The 18,853-nt window shown below is 69.3% G+C and carries 18 protein-coding genes and 1 pseudogene; 1 reads left to right on the forward strand and 18 read right to left on the reverse strand.

Annotated elements, in window-relative coordinates:
- Nucleotides 1-2 precede the first annotated feature (2 nt).
- From ACSFA0_RS03700 to ACSFA0_RS03780, 17 genes and pseudogenes are all read right to left on the reverse strand, one after another.
- Nucleotides 3-362 (reverse strand): translation initiation factor Sui1, encoded by a 360-nt coding sequence (locus ACSFA0_RS03700; protein ID WP_435448888.1) that lies wholly within the window; start codon nt 360-362, stop codon nt 3-5.
- On the reverse strand, nt 359-2,596 hold the full coding sequence (locus tag ACSFA0_RS03705; RefSeq protein WP_435448889.1) for an ATP-binding protein: 2,238 nt from the start codon (nt 2,594-2,596) through the stop codon (nt 359-361). The genes ACSFA0_RS03700 and ACSFA0_RS03705 overlap by 4 nt, the downstream gene beginning before the upstream one ends.
- Nucleotides 2,593-3,168, reverse strand: coding sequence for a biliverdin-producing heme oxygenase (locus tag ACSFA0_RS03710; protein WP_435448890.1), 576 nt, complete (start codon nt 3,166-3,168; stop codon nt 2,593-2,595). The genes ACSFA0_RS03705 and ACSFA0_RS03710 overlap by 4 nt, the downstream gene beginning before the upstream one ends.
- Nucleotides 3,169-3,279: 111 nt before the next feature.
- Nucleotides 3,280-4,764: an AMP nucleosidase gene (locus ACSFA0_RS03715; RefSeq protein WP_435448891.1), complete on the reverse strand. Its 1,485-nt coding sequence runs from the start codon at nt 4,762-4,764 to the stop codon at nt 3,280-3,282.
- Between the two features lie 34 nt (nt 4,765-4,798).
- On the reverse strand, nt 4,799-5,380 hold the full coding sequence (locus tag ACSFA0_RS03720) for a carboxymuconolactone decarboxylase family protein (protein WP_435448892.1): 582 nt from the start codon (nt 5,378-5,380) through the stop codon (nt 4,799-4,801).
- A gap of 24 nt (nt 5,381-5,404) precedes the next feature.
- The gene (locus ACSFA0_RS03725; protein ID WP_435448893.1) at nt 5,405-6,397 is read right to left on the reverse strand and encodes a Bug family tripartite tricarboxylate transporter substrate binding protein; all 993 of its coding nucleotides are present in this window, start codon (nt 6,395-6,397) and stop codon (nt 5,405-5,407) included.
- 29 nt (nt 6,398-6,426) lie between these two features.
- The gene (locus tag ACSFA0_RS03730) at nt 6,427-7,194 is read right to left on the reverse strand and encodes an SDR family NAD(P)-dependent oxidoreductase (RefSeq protein WP_435448894.1); all 768 of its coding nucleotides are present in this window, start codon (nt 7,192-7,194) and stop codon (nt 6,427-6,429) included.
- The gene (locus ACSFA0_RS03735; RefSeq protein WP_435448895.1) at nt 7,191-8,837 is read right to left on the reverse strand and encodes an AMP-binding protein; all 1,647 of its coding nucleotides are present in this window, start codon (nt 8,835-8,837) and stop codon (nt 7,191-7,193) included. Before ACSFA0_RS03735 ends, ACSFA0_RS03730 begins: the two co-directional genes overlap by 4 nt.
- 29 nt (nt 8,838-8,866) lie before the next feature.
- Nucleotides 8,867-9,571: an ABC transporter ATP-binding protein gene (locus ACSFA0_RS03740; protein WP_435448896.1), complete on the reverse strand. Its 705-nt coding sequence runs from the start codon at nt 9,569-9,571 to the stop codon at nt 8,867-8,869.
- Complete coding sequence (locus ACSFA0_RS03745) at nt 9,564-9,821, reverse strand: ABC transporter ATP-binding protein C-terminal domain-containing protein (RefSeq protein ID WP_435450885.1); 258 nt, start codon at nt 9,819-9,821, stop codon at nt 9,564-9,566. Before ACSFA0_RS03745 ends, ACSFA0_RS03740 begins: the two co-directional genes overlap by 8 nt.
- A pseudogene (locus ACSFA0_RS03750) lies at nt 9,810-10,259 on the reverse strand (ATP-binding cassette domain-containing protein); the annotation flags it as partial. The pseudogene ACSFA0_RS03750 and the gene ACSFA0_RS03745, both read right to left, overlap by 12 nt.
- A 68-nt stretch (nt 10,260-10,327) precedes the next feature.
- Complete coding sequence (locus ACSFA0_RS03755; RefSeq protein ID WP_435448897.1) at nt 10,328-11,305, reverse strand: branched-chain amino acid ABC transporter permease; 978 nt, start codon at nt 11,303-11,305, stop codon at nt 10,328-10,330.
- Nucleotides 11,305-12,192 carry a branched-chain amino acid ABC transporter permease gene (locus tag ACSFA0_RS03760; RefSeq protein ID WP_435448898.1) on the reverse strand — a complete coding sequence of 296 codons (888 nt, stop codon included), beginning with the start codon at nt 12,190-12,192 and terminating at the stop codon, nt 11,305-11,307. The genes ACSFA0_RS03755 and ACSFA0_RS03760 overlap by 1 nt, the downstream gene beginning before the upstream one ends.
- 19 nt (nt 12,193-12,211) lie before the next feature.
- Nucleotides 12,212-13,468, reverse strand: coding sequence for an ABC transporter substrate-binding protein (locus tag ACSFA0_RS03765; RefSeq protein WP_435448899.1), 1,257 nt, complete (start codon nt 13,466-13,468; stop codon nt 12,212-12,214).
- 30 nt (nt 13,469-13,498) lie between these two features.
- Nucleotides 13,499-14,293, reverse strand: coding sequence for an enoyl-CoA hydratase/isomerase family protein (locus tag ACSFA0_RS03770; RefSeq protein ID WP_435448900.1), 795 nt, complete (start codon nt 14,291-14,293; stop codon nt 13,499-13,501).
- 7 nt (nt 14,294-14,300) lie between these two features.
- Nucleotides 14,301-15,377, reverse strand: a complete 1,077-nt coding sequence (locus ACSFA0_RS03775; protein WP_435448901.1) for an acyl-CoA dehydrogenase family protein — start codon at nt 15,375-15,377, stop codon at nt 14,301-14,303.
- The gene (locus ACSFA0_RS03780; RefSeq protein WP_435448902.1) at nt 15,374-16,591 is read right to left on the reverse strand and encodes an acyl-CoA dehydrogenase family protein; all 1,218 of its coding nucleotides are present in this window, start codon (nt 16,589-16,591) and stop codon (nt 15,374-15,376) included. The genes ACSFA0_RS03775 and ACSFA0_RS03780 overlap by 4 nt, the downstream gene beginning before the upstream one ends.
- 198 nt (nt 16,592-16,789) lie before the next feature.
- On the opposite strand from ACSFA0_RS03780, the gene ACSFA0_RS03785 reads away from it, so the two are divergent.
- Nucleotides 16,790-17,488, forward strand: a complete 699-nt coding sequence (locus ACSFA0_RS03785; protein ID WP_435448903.1) for a TetR/AcrR family transcriptional regulator — start codon at nt 16,790-16,792, stop codon at nt 17,486-17,488.
- Here ACSFA0_RS03785 and gorA read toward each other — a convergent pair.
- The gene (gene gorA / locus ACSFA0_RS03790) at nt 17,460-18,824 is read right to left on the reverse strand and encodes a glutathione-disulfide reductase (RefSeq protein WP_435448904.1); all 1,365 of its coding nucleotides are present in this window, start codon (nt 18,822-18,824) and stop codon (nt 17,460-17,462) included. The genes ACSFA0_RS03785 and gorA overlap by 29 nt on opposite strands.
- Between the last annotated feature and the right edge of the window lie 29 nt (nt 18,825-18,853).

The raw sequence follows: 18,853 nt of genomic DNA on the forward strand, positions 1-18,853 counted from the left end.
CCCTACCCGCCCGCGCGCTTGACCGTCATGCCCTGCTTCTGCAGCGCGGCGACGACGGTGTCGCGGTGGTCGCCCTGGATCTCGATCACGCCGTCCTTCACCGTGCCGCCCGAGCCGCAGTTCGCCTTCAGCTGCTTGGCGAGTGCGGTCAGCGCATCGGCCGCGAGCGGCACGCCGCGCACCAGCGTCACGCCCTTGCCCTTGCGGCCCTTGGTGTCGAGCGACACGCGCACGATGCCGTCGCCCTTGGGCACTGCGGCCGTGGCCTTGCAGCGGCAGTCGGCGGCGGCCTGACGGCAGTCGGGGCACACGCGACCCTTGTCGGTGGAATAGACCAGGCGGCTGGAGGACGTGGATGTCATTCGGCGGTGTTCGGAAGGTCGGTGGCGGCAGGCGTCAGCGGCACCCGCACGCTGAACACCACGCACGGTTCGGCATAGCGGTACACGATGGTGCCGCCATGCGCCTCGACGATGGCCTGCGCGATGTACAGCCCCAGGCCCAGGCCGCTGCGGTTGCGCGGGTTGGCCTGGTCGCGCCGTTTGAAGGCATGGAACAGCTGCGACTCGACATCGGCCGGGATCGGCGGGCTGACGTTGCTGACCTCGAACGTCACCTGGTTGCCTTGCGCCCCAAGTTGCACGCGGATCGCCGCGCCGGGCGCGCCATGGTGGCGCGCGTTGCCGACCAGGTTGGTGAAGACCTGCGCCATGCGGTCGCCGTCGACCTGCGCCATGAGGCGGTCGGGGGCGTCGCGCACCACGTTCACGCCCGGGTGCGCCAGGCGGATCTCGTCGAGCAGGTCGTCGAGCAAGACGCGCAGGTCGACCTCGCTGCGCTGGATCTCGACGCCGCCACCGGTCTGCAGCCGCGACATGTCGAGCACCTGCCCGATCATCCGCGCCATGCGCGTGCTCGACGCCTGGATGCGCTGGCCCATGCGGCTGCCGGTGCTGGCGACGACGCCGTCGCGCTCGGCCTCCTTGCCGAGCAGGCGCGCAGCCATGGCGATCGACTGCAACGGGTCACGCAGGTCGTGGCCCAGCATGGCCATCAGCTCGGTGCGGCCGCGAGCGATCTCGGCAAGGCGCGCCGAGCGGGCCCGCAGCAGCTCGTCCAGCAGGCGGCGGGCGACGTCGAGGTCGCTCGCGTCCCACGGCACCGAGGTATCGCGCACCGTCTCGCGCCAGACATCGAAAGACCCGCGCGGTGTGAGGCGTGGGCCGTGCGGGCCGATCTTGTAGGTCTTCTCCGGGTGCCCGCCCCAGTCGATGGTTTCGATCTGTTCCTTGCGCAGCAGCACCAGCCATCCATGGGCAGCCGGGTCGAAGCACAGCGCCAGCACGCCGCACCAGACCCCCGGGCCGCCGGCCAGCGCGGGCGCGAGCTGCTTGAGCGACGCGGTCGACCGCAGGTGGCCGGCCGGTGCCTGCGACGCATCGAGCCATGCGATGAGCTGCACGGCGAAGTCGTGCGGCACATCGCCTTCGACATGCAGTTCCGATTCTTCCGAGATGATCGCCGCCTGCGCCTGGAAGGCCACGGTGAGGTCCTTCGCGCTGTCGACCAGCGCCGACGCGGTGTCGTCGGCGTGCAGGGCGGCCTCGATCAGCCGGGTGCGCAGTTCCGCCGCGTCCGCGGCGCGCCGTGCCTGCTCGCCGGCCGCCAGGCTCTGTACATTCGCCGCGAGGATCTGCGCCAGCACATCGCAGGCCATGCGCACCGAATAAGGCACCTGCAGCGGCCCCATGTGATGGCAGGCGAGCATGCCCCAGAGCTGGCCGTTGACGACGATCGAAATGCTCATCGACGCGCCCACGCCCATGTTCTGCAGGTATTCGATATGGATCGGCGACACGCTGCGCAGCACGCTGTGGCTCATGTCCAGCGGGCGCTGGACGTCCGGCGCCTGCTCGACCGCCACCGGCGCGGCGTGAACGTCGGCAATCAGCCGCAGCGTGTTGACCACGTACAGGCGCCGCGCCTGCGCGGGGATGTCGCTGGCCGGATAGCGGCGGCCCAAAAAGGGCTCGAGCGTCTCGGCGCGGTCTTCGGCGACCACGTCGCCGCTGTCGTCGTGGCGGAAGCGGTAGGCCATCACGCGGTCGAAGCCGGTCAGCTGGCGCACCGCGCCGACGGCGAAATCCATCAGGCTCGCGATCGACTTCTGGCGCTTGAGCCGCTCCATCGCGCGGTGCGCCTTCAGGGCGAAATCGGCCTTCACGTCGGCGCCCTCGGGGCGCAGCTCGAACTCGGCGACCGCGAGTCCGCCACTGTGGTGCACCACCAGGTCGAACAGCTGGCCGTCGAGCCGCACCTCGCTGCTGGCGGGCAGGCCGTCGTGTGCTTCCGTGCCGTCGAGCAGCTCGTTGAGGGCGTCATGGACCGCCGCATCGCCGTCGAAGTGCGCCGCATTGAACGCATCGCCCAGCGCCGGTGCGGAGGCGCCGAGCAGCGCGCGCAGGTTGGTGCTGGCGTGGACCACGCGGCGGTCGGTGCCCAGCGCCAACAGCGCGCCATGCGACTGGATCAGGCCCGGGATGTGGATCGGCTCGCGGGCGCAGTTGTCGAGGTTGATCGGCAGCGTCGCGCTCATTGAACGGCTTCCGTCTCGCGGTGGCAGGCCAGCAAGGTCTCGAAGGCCTCGACGGCGCCGTCGCAGGCACTGCGCACCTCCGCCGGCCCGAAGCCCTGCGCACGCAGTTGCGCGAGGAAGGCCTTCCAGTGCGCGCCCGTCTGTTCGCCCGCGCCCTGCAGGTAGTTCAGCGGATGCGGCGCCAGGCGCTCGGCGAGCTGCCGGTACAGCACGCGGCCGCCCAGGCGCGAGCCTTCGAGCACGTACGAAACGCCCCACACGAATGCAGGGGGGCGCGCGGTGCGCATTGGCGGCGTGGGTGCGTGCGCCACCCGATCGGCCGGCAGCAGCGCCTCGCAGGCGGCCAGGTCTTCGACCAGTTGAACGCGATGCGCGGCCAGCGCCGGCGGCGCGTTCTCGATGGAGGCCAGCCGCTGCAGCCATGCATCGAGGACGCGCAGGTGCGACCGGTAGTCCGCCAGGCTCGGCGAAGGCCGCGCGAGCGGCAGGCACTGGTCCACCTGCGCGTGCAGCGGGGACGTGGCTTGGCGCAAGGCGTCGAGGATGTCGGGTTCCAAGGTGGCGGACGGCATGGTGGGAGGAGGGGCAGCGTCGGCCGAGCCGACAGCACGCCGCCATCGAACCATAGCGCATGCCGGTATGTCAAAAGACACCCGGCGTGCAACTTGCGCAGCGGGTTTCTGCTATTGGAAGGCGACTTCCGCGAAGCTGCGCAGCTTGCGGCTGTGCAACCGGCTCGAGCCTTCGGCGCGGAGGATTTCGATCGCCTTCATGCCGATGCGCAGATGCTGCTCGACCCGCTCTCGGTAGAAATGGTTGGCCATGCCCGGGAGCTTGATCTCGCCGTGCAGCGGCTTGTCGGACACGCACAGCAGCGTGCCGTAGGGCACCCGGAAGCGGAAGCCGTTGGCCGCGATGGTCGCGCTTTCCATGTCGAGCGCCACCGCCCGGCTCTGGCTGAAGCGGCGCTGCGGCTCGTTCTGCGGCAGCAGCTCCCAGTTGCGGTTGTCGGTGCTGGCCACGGTGCCGGTGCGCATGATGGTCTTCAGGTCGGGTCCGCTGACCTGGGTGACCTCTTCCACCGCCTTCTCCAGCGCCAGCTGGATCTCGGCCAGCGCCGGGATCGGGACCCACAGCGGCAGCTCTTCGTCGAGCACATGGTCCTCGCGCACGTAGGCGTGGGCCAGCACGTAGTCGCCCAGTTGCTGGCTGTTGCGCAGGCCGGCGCAGTGGCCCAGCATCATCCAAGCGTGCGGGCGCAGCACGGCGATGTGGTCGGTGATGGTCTTGGCGTTCGACGGGCCGACGCCGATGTTCACCATCGTGATGCCGGCGCGGTCTTCGCGCACCAGGTGGTAGGCCGGCATCTGCGGCAGCCGCGGCGGCGCCATGCCGCCCTCGGGGCCGTCGTAGCCGACGCGGTAGGTGGTGACGTTGCCCGGTTCGATGAAGGCGACGTAGGGGCTGTCGGGCTTCGCCATTTCCGCATGGCCCAGCGCCACGAACTCGTCGATGTAGAACTGGTAGTTGGTGAACAGCACGAAGTTCTGGAACCACTCGGGCGCCGTGCCCGTGTAGTGGCGCAGCCGGTGCAGCGAGTAGTCGACCCGCGCGGCGGTGAAGAGCGCCAGGGGCTGCGGCTCGCCCGCCTTCGGCTCGTAGGTGCCGTTGGCGATGCCGTCGTCCATGGCGGCCAGGTCGGGCAGGTCGAACACGTCGCGCATCAGGGCGCGGCGCTCGACATTCATGGTGCCTTCGATGTGGTCGTTCTCGGCGAAGGAAAAATGGATCGGGATCGGTTGCGTGGCGGTGCCGATCTCGAGCTCGACGCCGTGGTTCTCCAGCAGCAGGCGGAACTGCTCGAGGTAGTAGCGGTGGAACAGGTCGGGCCGCGTCAGCGTGGTTTCGTAACGGCCCGGCCCGGCGACGAAGCCGTAGCTCAGGCCGGCGGTGGTCGGCGGGCTCTGGCGCGACACGGTGTGCGTGTGCACCCGCACGAAGGGGTAGCAGGCCCGCACCCGGCCCGGCAGCGTCTCGCCCGCCACGAAGCGCAGCATCGACTCCCGCAGATGCGCCAGCGCCTGCTGGTAGATCTTCTGGACCTGCGCCAACGCGGCGGCGGCATCGGTGAATCGGGCGGGGGCGACGAAGGGCGGCATGTAGGGCATGGCGCCATTGTGCAGCGCGCCATGCGCCGCGCTGCTACGCGGAGGGCGCCCCGGGCGGCACGGTGGCCCCCGGGTAGTAGGCGCCTCCTGCGATGTCGACCCCGTCCGGTTCGATCTCCACCTCGAGGTTCTCCAGCACCCGCGACACCATCATGTAGGTGCCGATGGTCAGCAGCAGCTCGGTCATGCCCCGTGGCGAGAGATGACGGCGCAGCGCGTCGAACTGGTGGGCGGGCGCCTTGACCGAACGCACGACGCTGTCGGTGAACGCGAGCATCAGGTCTTCCAGCGCATCGGCCGTGTCGACGGCGCCATCGAGCGCCACAGCCTTGCGAATGCGCGCCTCGCTCACGCCGACGTGCCGGGCCAGCCGCAGATGCTGGTGCATCTCGTAGTCCGACCGGCAGTGCGCGCCGACGCGCAGGATCACCATCTCGCGCAGCTGCGGATCGAGCTCGCTCTGGGTCAGCAGCGCGCCGGCCAGTTGGACAAAGCCCGGCAGCGCGGTGGGGGCGTTGGCCAGGATGCGGTAGATGTTGTAGGGCGGGCGGCTGTCGAGGAGCTGCTTGAGCGCCGGCGACAGGGCCTCGGGTGCGACGTGGTCGATGCGTGCCATGGGATGGTCCTGGGCGTGGGGCGGTCAGTCGAGCTTGAGGCCGATGCGCTGGATGACGCCGCCCCAGAAGTCGGTCTGCGTCTGCATGAAGGTGCCGAACTCCTGCGGCGTGCTGCTGCGGGTGCGCAGGTTGAGCTGCACGAACCGGGCACGCACGTCCGGCAGATCGAGCGCCTTGCGCACCTCCTGGTTCAGCCGCGCCACGATGGGGGCCGGCGTGCCCGCCGGCGCCACCACGCCGCTCCAGCCCTCCACCGAAAAATCCGGGTAGCCGGACTCGGCGATGGTCGGCACGTTCTCGAGCCCCGGCAAGCGCTGGGGCGAGGTGACCGCGATGGCCTTGAGCTTGCCGCTCTTGATGAAGGACATCGTGGGCGCCACGTTCTCGAACACCAGCGGCACGTGGCCGGCCATCACGTCCGTCATGGCGGGCGCGGCCCCCTTGTAGGCCACCAATTGCATCTGGACGCCCGCGGTTTCCTTGAACACCTCGGCCGTCAGGTGCGGCGAGCCGCCCGGCACGGCCGCGAAGTTGTACTTGCCCGGGTCCTTCTTCAACAGCGCCACCAGCTCCCGGACGTTGTTCGCCGGGAAGTCGGGGTTGGCGGCAATGATGTTGGGCAGCATCGCGACGAGCGAGACGGGCGCGAAGTCCTTGAGGTGGTTGTAGGGCAGGTTCTTGAAGAGGTGCGGATTGATCGCGTGCGTCGGGATCGTGCACAGCATCAGCGTGTAGCCGTCCGGCGCCGACTTGGCGACGAAGTCGGTGGCGATGTTGCCGCTGGCGCCGGCCTTGTTCTCCACCACCACCGGCTGGCCCAGCGCGTCGCCCAGGGCCTGCGCCAGGATGCGCGCGGCCAGGTCCGTCCCGCCACCCGGCGTGAAGCCGACGATCAGCTTGATGGGCCTGCGCGGCCAATCGGCCGCGGCCTGCGCGCGGGCCTGCATCGGAAGGAGCACGCCCGAGGCCGCAGCGGCCAGGGCGATCAGCGTGGTACGTCGGTTCGGGGCATTCATCGTGGTCTCCGTCTTGTTGTGGGAAGTCGCTAACAGGTGTCGACCGCGCCGGCACCGCCGTAGGCGTTCCAGCCGCCATCGACGAACAGCTGCTCGCCGGTGATGTAGCCGGCGTCGTCCGACAGCAGGAAGGCGGCGGCCTTGGCCACGTCGGCCGCATCGCCGAGCCGGGCCAGCGGAATGCGGGCGCGGATGCGGCCCAGGTCGATGCGTCCGCGCGCTTCCAGGTCGCGCGTCATGCCGCTGTCGATGTAGCCCGGTGCCACGGCGTTGACCCGGACGCCCAGGTGCCCCCATTCGGCGGCGAGGCAGCGCGTCTGGTAGGCGACCGCGGCCTTGGAGCTGCCGTACGCGCTGCGCCGCGGGATGCCGCCGCCGCCCGCGGCGGAGGCCATGTTGACGATGGCGCCGCCGCCGAGCGGGATCATCCGCTTGGCCGCGCTGCAGCAGACGAGCTGCGTGCCTCGCACGTTGACGTCCATCACGCGTTGCCATCGCTCGATGTCCAGTTCCAGCGCAGGTTGAACCCACGCAAGCCCCGCACTGTGGAGCACGCCGGTGAGCCCGCCGAGGCGCTCGACGGCCTGCGTGAACATCTGCTCGACGCCAGCAGCATCGGTGACGTCGGTGGTCGCATGGCCCACACCGAGATCGGCCGCGACCGCGGCGAGCGCTGCTTCGTTGATGTCGGCCAGGAAGACCTGCGCCCCCAGGTCGACGAACAGCTGGGCCGAGCGCAGGCCCAGGCCCTGCGCGGCGCCCGTGACGACGATCTTGTGCCCCTGCAGCGTCGTCATGAGGCGTTGGCCTGCAGTCGCTCGCGCACGTCGGCGCGCAGCAGATCCTTCTTGACCTTGCCCGAGGCGGTCTTGGGGAAGTCGTCGACAAAGATGAAGCGTTCGGGGTACTTCTGTTTGGCCACGCCCGCGGCGTCGAGCAGGGCGACGATGTCGGCGGCCGTGACGGTGGCGCCCGGCTTCGGGATGACGTAGGCACACACCGTCTCGCCCAGGCGCGGATGCGGCATCGCGACCACGGCGGCGTTCATCACGGCGGGATGCTGGTGCAGCAGGTCTTCGACTTCCTTCGCGCTGATCTTCTCGCCACCGCGGTTGATCAGGTCGTTGATGCGGCCGGTGAAGACCACCGCGCGCTCGGCCGTGACATAGCCGATGTCGCCGGTGCGAAAGAAGCCGTCGGCGTCGAAGGCCTCGGCCGAATGCACCGGGTCGGCGTAGCCGAGGAACAGCGCGGGGCCGCGCGCGCAGATCTCGCCTTCCTGCCCGAGCCCGAGGGGGCGGCCGTCGAGGTCGACCACGCGCACCTCGTAGTCGACGATCTCGCCGTCGGTCTCCGCCGCGAGCCGCTCCTGGCCGGGGGCGCAAAAGCCGAACGTGATCATCGGCGCCTCGCTCGAGCCGTAGACCCGGAACGAGCGGCAGTTGGGCAGCACGCGCGCGACGCGGTAGATGATCTCCGGCGCCACCGCGGCGCCGCCGCACGGAAACAGCCGCAGCGACGGCAAGGTGCGGCCCGACGCCTCGGCCACGTCCATCAGTTCCTGCAGGAAGGGCGTGGCGCCGATGGTGAAGGACACCTGCTCGCGCTCGATGATGTCGGCCGCCTCGGCGGCGTTCCACTTCTCCATCAGCACGCAGCGCGTGCCCCCGAAGAAGGGCATCTCCAGGCCATGGCTGAAGCCGGTGACGTGGGTCACCGGGGACGGCATCAGCGTGGTGTCGCCCGGCGCGATGCCCCAGTGGCGGGCGCACATCAGCGTGGCGCGGATCAGCGAGTTGTGCGAATGCAGCACCGCCTTCGGCCGACCCGTGGTGCCCGAGGTGTAGAGCACCAGCTTGACGGCATCGGGCGATACCGCTGGCAAGGCGGGCAGCGCCGGCGCGCCGGCCATGAGCGTGCGCAGGTCGCCGTCGGCCGTGTCGGGCTGTGTGCCGCGCACCGTCCACACATGCGCCAGGTTCGGCAGCGCCGGGCGCAGACGCGCGAGCATGGCCGCGAAGTCGAAGCCGCGAAAACGCTCGGCCACGAAGATGCCCTTGGCGCGGCTGTCGGAGAGGATCAGCGCCACCTCGGTGTCGCGGTAGATCGTGACGATCGGGCAGACCACCACGCCGAGCAGGCAGGCCGCAACGTCGATGAAGGCGGCCTCGTGCCAGTTCGGCATCTGGAAGGCGATCACGTCGCCCGCCCGGAAGCCGCGTGCCCACAAGGCCGCGGCTAGCCGCGTCGCACCGGCCCACACCTCGCCCGCCGTGACGTCGCGGCCGCCACAGACCTGGGTGACGCGGTCCGGTTCATGCGCCGCCGCGTCGCGGGCGGCGTCCGCCAGCGTGCGGTTGAGCCACTGTCCCTCGCGCACCCACTGCGCGGCGCGTTCTTCGCTCCACTGGACGTTCCAGCCGCTGATGTCCTGTCGCACGAGGTATCTCCTGATGATGGGTCGCGGACTCAGACCGCGAGGTAGCGGGACTTGAGCTCGGGCTGCGCGTCGAAGGCCGCCCAGTTGCCCTGAAAGACCAGCGTGCCGCTGTCGAGCAGGTAGACGTACTCGGTGCACTGGCGCGCGTAGGCGATGCTCTGCTCGGCCACCAGCACGGTCAGCCCCAACTTGTCGCGCGCCTGGCCGACCTGCAGGGCGAGGTCGTGCGCGACCTTGGGCGCCAGACCTTCGGCCGGCTCGTCGAGCAGCAGCAGGCGCGGCGAGGCCATCAGACCGCGCGCCACCGCCACCAGTTGCTGCTGGCCGCCCGACAGCTGGTAGCCCAGGCGGTCGAGCAAGTCGGCCAGCAGGGGAAACAGCGTGCACACGTGGTCGACGCGCATCGGCGGCTGGCCGCGCCGGTCGGCGTGCCAGGCGAGTTCGAGGTTCTGTCGCACCGTCAGCGTGGTGAAGATGCGCCGGTCCTCCGGCACCAGCGCCAAGCCCAGCCGCGCGCGGGCTTCGGTCGGCAAACCGCCGAGCGCGCGGCCTTCGAGCCGGATCTCGCCGGTGGATTGCGGGCCGGCGTCGAGCAGCGATTTCAGCAGGGTCGACTTGCCGGCGCCGTTGCGCCCCAGCAGCGCCACGCCGCCTCGCGCCGGCACGTCGATGTCGATGCCGAACAGCGCCTGGCTGTCGCCATAGCGTGCATGGAGGTTGCGGACTTCAAGCATGTGCGTCTCCATCGCCCAGGTACACCTCTTTCACACGCTCGTTCTGGCGGATCTCGTCGGGCGTGCCGGTCGCGATGAGCTGGCCGTAATGCAGCACCGAGATGCGGTCGGCCAGGCCGAACACCACCGCCATGTCGTGCTCGGTCATCAGCATCGACAGCCCGCGCTTGCGCTTGACCGACTGGAGCAGTTGCACGGTGGCCTGTCGTTCCGAGGCCGACATGCCCGCCGTGGGCTCGTCCAGGAACATCACCGCCGGTTCGAGTGCCAGCACCATGGCCATCTCCAGGCGCTTGCGGTCGCCGTAGGCGAGCGTGCCGGCGATGGCCTCGCGTTGCGGCCCGAAGCCGGTGTCGTTAAGCAGTGCCTCGATGGCTCCCGGGAAAGCGGCGGCCTGCGCCTTCGACACCCGCCCGAGCGGGTTGGCGCGGCGCACGCGGGCCTCGAGCGCGACGAGCAGGTTGTCCTGCACGTTGAGCTTGGGGAACACCTTGGCCACCTGGAAGGTTCGCCCGAAGCCGAGGTGCACGCGCCGGTGCGCGGGCAGACGGGTGACGTCCCGGCCGTCGAAACGAACGGCGCCGCGGTCGGCGTAGAGCTCGCCCGTCAGCACCTTGAAGAGCGTCGTCTTTCCTGCGCCGTTGGGGCCGATCACCACATGCGACTCGCCCGCGCCGATGGTCAGGCTCACGTCGCGCAGCACGCGGATGCGGCCGTAGGATTTGTCCAGCGCCGCGGCTTCGAGCAGCACGCCGTTCATCGCCGGTCTCCCCGGCGCGTCCAGCGCGCCAACAGCCCGAGGATGCCGCCCGGCAACGCCACCACGACCACGAGCAGCAGCAGCCCCGTGACCATGTCGGACATGCCGACCAGCGTGCGCGTGGCGTAGAACACTGCCGACAGCACCACCGCGCCCAGGACCGGCCCCCAGAAGTAGGCGCTCCCGCCGAGCAGCGTGTAGAGGATGGGGTTGGTCGAGTTCGACCAGTGCGCGAGCTCGGGCGTGACGATCTGCGCCCAGGGCGCGACCAGGGCACCCGCGGCCGCGGTGGTGGCGCCCGCGAGCACGAAGATCGCGAGCCGGTGCAGCCGCACCGGGATGCCGAGGAATTCGGCGCGCTCCGGGTCCTGCTTGACCGCCTGCAGCGCGCGGCCGAACGGCGTGCCGACGATCCAGCGGATGAACAGGATCAGCAGGCCGCAGGTTCCGACGATGAAGTAGTAGAAGTTGTCGCCCGCCGCCAGGTCGACCTGCCACGGGCCGACGCCGAGTCGCGGCCGCACGAGCCCGGCCAGCCCGTCGTTGCGGCCGAGCATCGCCGTGTTGGCGATCAGCAGGTGGATCAGCTCCGCGAAGGCCAGCGTGAGGATCGCGAAGTAGACCCCTTCGCTGCGGCGCAGCGCGACCGAGCCGACCAGCGCCGCCAGCGTTGCACCGATGACGGCCGACAGCAGCAGCGCCGGCACCAGCGGCAGCGCGAACTGTTGGGTCAACACCGCGGTGGCATAGGCGCCCGCAGCGAAGAACATCGCCTGGCCGAAGCTCAGCACGCCCGACAGGCCGAACAGCAGGTTGAACGACAGCCCGAACACCGCGTTGATCCAGACCATGCCGGCGATGAAGACCAGGCCGCGGTTGAGCAGGCCGGGCACGCACAGCGCCACGCCCATGACGACCCCGAGGATGAGGACGTCGCGGCGAAAGCCTCCGCCGATGAAGCTCGTGTGTGTCATCAGTGCTTTGCCTTGCCCATGAGGCCTTGGGGACGCAGCAGCAGGATCAGCGTCATGGCGATAAAGAACGGCAGGCCCGGCAGCCCGGGCAGGACCCATTGGCCGAAGGCATCGATGATGCCCAGCAGGATCGAGCCGAGGAAGGCGCCGCTGATGCTGCCCATGCCGCCGATGATGATCACGCCGAAGGCCTGGATCACGAAGGCGCTGGCCAGCGTGGGCGACAGGGTCTGGTTCGACACGAGCAGACCGCCTGCCAGCCCTGCCAGCGCGAAGCCGAGCGCCACCGTCGCGGTGTAGACGAGCCGCACGTTGACCCCCAGGAGGCGGGCCATCCAGGGGTCTGCCGCGATGGCCTTCACCAGCCGGCCGGGCTTGGTGCGGTTGAGGAAGTACTCGAGCACGACGAAGACCACCACGCCGGCCGCGATGATGAAGAGCGAGAGCCGCGGCAGCACGGCGTTGCCCACCAGCCAGGCACCGTCGAGCGCGGCGGGTGGCATCACGCTGTGGTAGTTGAGGCCCCAGATCAGTTTGGTCGATCCTTCGCAAACCAGCAGCAGCGCGTAGGTCGCGATCAGCACGTAGGCATCTTCCACGCCGGCCAGGCGTCGCAGCACCAGCCGGTCGACGACCAGCCCGAGCAGCGCGACCACGACCCCGGCCACCAGGGAGCCGAAGAGGTAGACGCCGATGGAGGGCGCCCCGCCGATGGCGTTGGCCAGCGAATAGGCCAGGTAGGCGCCGATCATGAAGAAGCCGCCGTGCGAGAAGTTCAGGATGTGCAGGGTGCCGAACACCAGCGTGAGTCCGGCCGCGACCAGGAAGGTCGCCATGGCCCAGGTCAGGCTGTTGACCAGCAGGGTGGCGATGTCGGCAGCTTGCATCGGCGCGCGTGCCTGCCGCTCAGGCGGTGCGAAGCGTGAGCTTCTTGCCGGGCGTCGGCGGGAAGATGACCGATTTGCCGTCGACCTTCACGTACTGCGTGACCTTGTAGCCCTTGTCGCCGGCCTCCGGCTCGATGTAGACCAGCTCGACGTCCTTGATCGCCTGGTTGTCTTCGGCGCGCATCGTGCGCGGGCCGGTCACGGTGTCCCAGGTCAGGCCCTTGAGGCTCGCGATCACGGCCGGCGTCTCGGTGGACTTCGCCTTCTCCACGGCCTGCTTGAGCGCGTAGATGCTGGCGTGCGACTCGGCGGCCCAGCCCAGTGGCTCGGCGTCCTTCGTCTTGGCGAGGTAGTCGGCGACGAAGCGGTCGCTCATCGGGTTGCCCTTGTTCGCCTCCGCGTAGTAGTGCATGCCGGTCCACTGCGCCGGGAACTGCTGCTTGAGGCCGCGCGCCACCAGGAACTCGTTGGCCGCGTCGCAGATGACCTTGTAGCGCGTCATCAGGCCGAAGCCGCGCGCCTGCTGGAACATCGTGATCGCGTCGCCGCCGTAGGTGCAGTTGAAGCAGCCGTCGGCCTGCTGGCGCAGCGCCTGCGTGATGGAGTTGCGGTAGTCGGCGACGCCGTAGGGCATGAGGATAGGTTCGAGGATCTCCGGCTTCTTCTTGGCGATCGACGGGTAGTACTCGAGCAGGCCGTCGACGAAGATGCCCCAGGTGGTGCGGCCATATTCGTGGTCGGGCACCAGGCCGGTCCAGCGCGTGATGTCCGGGTATTTCTGCGCCATCAGCTTGGCCTGGGCACGCGTGCGCGCGTCGGGCGAATCGCCAGGCCGGAACAGGTTGGGCGAGTAGTTCTCGTGGTTCATCTTCTCGGTGCCGGCGCCGCAGGTGATGAACACCCCGTTCTCCTGCTGCATCACTGGGCCCAGCGCCAGCACCACCGCGCTGGAGATGCCGCCGATGTGCAGGTTGATGCCTGCGCCGAGCAGCTCGCGCGCCGCCGCCAGCGCGGCCGCCGGGTTGGCCTTGTCGTCGCGGATCTCGAGCGCGACCTGGCGCCCCAGGATGCCGCCCGCCTTGTTGATCTGGTCGATGGCGATCTCGGCGCCGTTCTTCACATAGGAGCCGATGAACTCCTGCGGCCCGCTCAGCGGCGTGATGAGGCCGATGCGCAAGGGCCCGCCCTGCGCGCGCACGAGGCCGGGCAGACCGGTGGCCGCTGCGGCGGCCGCCGCGGAGTACTTGAGGATGCTTCTGCGATCGATGCGGTTCATGGTGTCTCCTTCTGGGTGGGTTCGTCTGGGTCAGCGGCCCGTGAAGACCGGCTTGCGCCGTTCGCGGAACGCCCTGACGGCTTCGGCGTGGTCTTCGGTGAGGTTCGACAGGCACTCGTAGGCGACGCCGGCATCGAAGTAGCTGTGGAACAGCTGGCGCAGGGGCAGGTTGGTCGTGACCTTGCTCCAGCGGATCGCCTTCGTGGCGCCCGTTACGAGCCGCTGGGCCATGGCGTCGGTCGCGGCATCGAGATCGGCGCGCGGCACGACGTCGGTGATCAGGCCGATGCGTTCGGCCTCGGCGGCGAGCATCAGCTCGCCCGTCAGCAGGTACTTCTTCGCCTTCGCGTAGCCGACGAGCTGCGGCCAGATCAGGGCGCCGCCGTCGCCGGCGACCAGGCCGACGCGCACATGAGGGTCGCCGATCTTCGCTTCGTCGGACGCGATGACGATGTCGCACAGCAAGGCCAGGCTGGCGCCCAGGCCGGTCGCGTGGCCGTTGAGCTTGCAGATCAGCGGCTTCTCGAGATCCAGTTGTGTGTAGACGATGTCCTTGGCCTCGCGCGCCGTCTTCTCGAATTCGGCGGGCTCGTCGATCGACAGCTGCATCCAGTCGATGTCGCCGCCCGCACAGAAGGCGGTGCCGTTGCCGGTGAGGACGACGACGTCCGAATCCGGGTCGCGCTGCGCGTCGGTGAAGACACGCGACAGTTCATGGTGCAGGCGCGCGTTGACCGCGTTGCGCTGCTCGGGGCGGTTCAGCGCGATGGTCAGGATGCGACCCTCGCGGTGGAATTCGATGCACTGGTAGGAAGCGAAGTCCATGGGGTCCTCAAGATGTATGGGCCGGAGTCGGCGCGGCAGAGGCTGCGAAAGCGACGAAGTGCTGCTCGGCCGAACCCCAGAGCTGTTCGTTGACCCGCGCCCGGCGCAGGTAGTGGCTGACGGCGTACTCCTCGGTGATGCCGATGCCGCCGTGCAGCTGGACGGCCTCCTGGGTCACGCGGCGCGCGCTTTCGCAGACGAAGCTCTTGGCCGCGTGCACGTCGCGCGCGGCGTCGGGCGAACCGGCCTGGACGGTATCGATGGCCAGGTCGAGCACGGCGCGGCTTTCGGACAGGGCGATGTACATGTCGACGGCACGGTGCTGCAGGGCCTGGTGCGTGCCCAGCGGCACCCCGAACTGGCGGCGTGTCTTCAGATGGTCGAGCGTCAATTCGAACGCCGCCGACATCGCACCGAGCGAGTCGGCGGCCGTGGCCAGCGCGGCCAGTTGCAGAGCTGGCGCGACGCCAGTGGGGGTGCCATCGCCGAGGCGGAGCGCTTGGGCGCCGTCGAACCGCACGGTCGCCGCGCCGCGCCCGTCCAACAGCGGGAAGGGGCGGCACTCGACGCCGCGGGCTTTCGCATCGATCAGCCAGAGGGCGCCGCCTGCGTGGACGACCAGCTGCTGCGCGATGTCGGCATCGATCAAGACGGGGTGCATGCCCTGCAGACGGCCGTCATGCACGGTGACGGCAGGGCCGTGGAGCAGGCAGGCCATCGGCAGTGCGCCGGCGTGCAAGCGGGGCAGCAGCGCGGTGCGTTGTGCCGGGGTGCCGTGCGCCGCAACGAGATGGGGCGCCAGCACGCCGCTGCTCGTGAGCGGCTCGGTCACGAGCGCGCGCCCGGCTGCCTCGGCGAGCAGGCAGATCGAGGCGACGCGCAGACCGAGTCCGCCGTCGTCTTCAGGGCTGGCAACGGCCAGCCAGCCCATCTCGCCCATGTCCGCCCAGACCTTGGCGCTGAAGCGACGCTCTGCGGCCGGCAGGCGCTGCCGGGCTTCGAAGCCGTAGCGCTCCGCCGTGTAGCGCAGGGCGGCGTCGTGCAAGGCGGCATCGGTGTCGTCGAGCCAGTGTTTCTGCTTCACAGTCCCAGCTCCGCTTTGCTGATGATGTTGCGCTGGATCTCGTTCGACCCACCGTAGATCGTGGAAGCGCGTCCGTGCAGGTACTCGCGCACCGCGCCGCTGGCGTCGGCCGGGCCGACGGGGGACGACGCCTGTGCGCCATGCACGTCGGCAGGGTCGTAGGCGATCGCGCTGCTGCCGAGCCAGTCGAGCGTGGCCTCGGAGATCTGCTGCTGGAGTTCCGAGCCGCGAATCTTCATGATCGACGCCTCCACGCCGGGTGGCTGGCTCGGATCCATCGAGCGCGCGTACGCCAGGCAGAAGGCGCGCAGGGCGTGCAGCTTGAGTTCCATCTGCGCGATGCGTCGATCGAACGCCGCACGGTCGACGACGCCGTCGCTCGGCGTGTTCGCCACGAGCGCCTTGAGGTGGCCCAGTTGGCGCATGGAGCGCCCGGTTTCGGCCGACAGAATGCGCTCGTTGCTGAGCAGGAACTTCGCGTAGCTCCAGCCCTTGCCTTCCTCGCCGACCAGGTTCTCGAGGGGCACCTTCACCTCGTCCAGGAAGACTTCGTTGACATGGTGGCAGCCGTCCATGGTCCGGATCGGCCGCACCGTCACGCCCGGCGTGCGCATGTCGATCAGCAGGAAACTGATGCCCTGCTGCGGCCGGGACTCTTCGCTCGTGCGCACCAGGCAGAACATCCAGTCGGCCCATTGCACGTAGCTGGTCCAGATCTTCTGGCCGGTCACGACGTAGTGATCGCCATGGCGGATCGCGCGCGTCTTCAGGCCCGCCAGATCGGAACCGGCCCCCGGTTCCGAGTAGCCCTGCGCCCACCACTCCTGCGAAGCGAGGATCGGCGGCAGAAAGCGTTCCTTCTGTGCCGCGGAGCCGAAGGTATAGATCACCGGCCCCACGTAGTTGACGCCGAAGGGAATCAGCCATGGCGCGCCGCAGCGCATGCTCTCCTCCTCAAAGACGAAGCGCTGCAAGGGCGTCCACTCCGCGCCGCCGTAGGCGCGCGGCCAGTGACCGGCCACCCAGCCGCGACCGGCCAGCGAACGCAGGAAGGCGAGGTTGTCCTCCTTGGTGAGGAAGAGGTTGCCGAGCACCTTCTGCCGCACATCGGCCGGCAGCTCGCGCTCGCAGTAGTCCCGGACCTGGCGTCGAAATGCCAGTTCGGCCGCCTGTGCGTCCGACGGGTTGCCTGCTGCTTCGGAGAGACGTTCCATGGTCCTGGAGGGTTGCCTCTCCTGAAAAGCAGGAGAGGATTAAAATGAACGGTGATTCAGTGGTCAGTGTGTGCCATTTCCGTTCACAATGCGCTAGGTGAAAACGCGCACACGCGGGGCGCGAGAGCCCATCCGGTAGACTGAAAAAACAGAGGTCCGCGGCGGCACCATCGATGCCGCGGGTCAGAAAGGATTGCTTTGGCAACGGCTTCTAAGACGGGGCGAACGACACGCAAGGTGTCGACCAGCGTGCAGGTCACGAGGGAGGAGCGCACGGCTCGCACGCGGGAGCAGCTGCTGGTGTCCGCGGCGCGCGTGGTGGGCGAGTTCGGTTATCGCGATGCATCGATCCAGCGCATCACGGCCGATGCCGGGATGGCGCAAGGCACGTTCTATCTGTACTTCGAGTCGCGGCAAGCGCTCTTCGACGAGCTGCTGCCCCACTTCGGCCTGCACATGCTCGAGCGCGTGCGCGAGCGGGCGCACGGTGCCCGTGGTTTCTTCGAGGTCGAGGAGATCGGCGTGCGCGCGGTCTTCGAGTACCTTTACGAAAACCCCTGGTTCTGGCGCGTCCTCAACGAAGCCGAAGTCGAGGCACCTACCGCCTGGGCGCGGCATCACAGCGAGGTCACGCGGCGCTACACGAAGTTCCTGCAGCGGGCGCGCGCCGAGGGCGAGATCACGGCCTATGCCGAGAGCGAGCTGGGCACGCTGGCCTACCTGCTGATCGCGGCGCGGGACTACCTTTACGTGTACCACCTGGCCAAGGCGGACCACAGCAGCGAGATCCCCGATTCGGTCATCAAGACCTACATCCGGTTCCTGCGCAACGGGCTGGGCGGGCCGCCGCTGGCGACGTTGGCTTCCGTCAACCCGGCATCGGCTGCCGCATCGTGACGAATTCTTCCGCGACCGTCGGGTGGATGCCGATGGTCGTGTCGAAGTGCGCCTTGGTCGCGCCGGCGCGCATCGCGACCGCGAAGCCCTGCACCACCTCGCCCGCGTCGGGGCCGACCATGTGCAGGCCGACCACGCGGTCGCTGGCGGTGTCGACGATCAACTTGAGGAAGGTGCGCTCGTCGCGGCCCGAGAGCGTGTGCCGCAACGTCTTGAACTCGCTGCTGAACAGCGTGACCTTCTCGTACTTCGTGCGCGCCTGTGCTTCCGTCAGCCCGCAGGTGCCGACGTTCGGGTGCGTGAAGACGGCGGTCGGCACGCAGTCGTAGTCGACCTTGCGCTTGCCGTCGCCGAAGAGCGCGTCGACCACGGCCATCGCCTCGGCCAGCGCCACCGGGGTGAGCTGTAGCTTGGTGGACACGTCGCCCAGTGCGTAGATCGAGGGCACGCTGCTGCGGTAGTGCGCGTTGACCTTCACCGCGCCGCGCTCGTCGAGCGCGACCCCGGCGGCCTCCAGGCACAGCCCCTCGGTGTTGGGCACGCGGCCGGTGGCGTAGAGCACCGTGTCGGCTTCCAGCTGCTGGCCACGCGACAGCATCACGGTGAGCGGCGCGCCCTTGCCCCGGCTGGGTGCGACGGAGGCGACTTCGGCGTTGAGCCGGATGTTGACGCCCGCCTTGCCCATCTCGCGCGCCAGGAACTCGCGCACGTCCTCGTCGAAGCCGCTCAGCAGGTGCGCCTGGCGCTGCACCAGCGTCACCTGTGCGCCGAGTCCGTTGAAGATGGAGGCGAACTCGCAGGCGATGTAGCCTCCGCCGACGATGACGAGCCGCTTCGGGAAAGTCGGCAGGTCGAACATCGCGTCAGAAACCTGCACATGCTCGCGGCCCGGCAGGTCGGGCACGAAGGGGCGGCCGCCGGTCGCCACGAGGATGTGGCGTGCCGTGTGGGTTGCTTTGCCCACCTTCACCGTGTGCGCATCTTCGAGGTTCGCCCAGCCGGTGACGAGCGTGACGCCGGCCGCGTCGAGCAGGCCGCCATAGATGCCGTTCAGGCGGTGGATTTCGCGGGCGCGGTTGGCCTTGAGCACCGCCCAGTCGAAGCGCGCCTCGCCCAGCTGCCAGCCGTAGCCCGGCGCCTCCTCGAAGGCCTCGGCGTAGCCGGCCGCATAGCTGTAGAGCTTCTTGGGGATACACCCCACGTTGACGCAGGTGCCGCCCAGTTCGGCGGCCTCCGCCAGGGCCACGCGGGCACCGCGTTGCGCCGCCATGCGCGCGGCGCGCACGCCGCCGCTGCCGCCGCCGATGACGAAGAGATCGAAGTCGTATGTGGGCATGTCGTGTTCCTTGCACCGACTGTAGCCGG

This window comes from Variovorax restrictus, assembly GCF_051216715.1.
Taxonomy (GTDB): Bacteria; Pseudomonadota; Gammaproteobacteria; order Burkholderiales; family Burkholderiaceae_C; genus Variovorax.